We start from the raw sequence: 251 nt of genomic DNA on the forward strand, positions 1-251 counted from the left end.
AAGATTTAAGTAATATACTCTTAATGGTGGAGATGAGGAGAGTCGAACTCCTGACCCCTTGCTTGCAAGGCAAGTGCTCTCCCAACTGAGCTACACCCCCAAATATGAAGTTCATAAAGAACTTTCAAAATTAAACAGTAGGCAATTCTCCTTAGAAAGGAGGTGATCCAGCCGCACCTTCCGATACGGCTACCTTGTTACGACTTCACCCCAGTTATTGATTCCACCTTCGACGACTTCTTCCAAAAGGT

General features: G+C 44.2%; 1 tRNA gene and 1 rRNA gene. Both read right to left on the reverse strand.

Annotation, left to right across the window (positions count from 1 at the left end):
• Positions 1–24: 24 nt before the first annotated feature.
• Positions 25–100, reverse strand: a tRNA-Ala gene (locus IC213_RS20850).
• A 55-nt stretch (positions 101–155) separates the two neighbouring features.
• Positions 156–251, reverse strand: a 16S ribosomal RNA gene (locus IC213_RS20855); the annotation flags it as partial.

Origin of the sequence: Clostridioides sp. ES-S-0049-02, from assembly GCF_020658465.1 — a bacterium.
GTDB lineage: Bacteria > Bacillota > Clostridia > Peptostreptococcales > Peptostreptococcaceae > Clostridioides.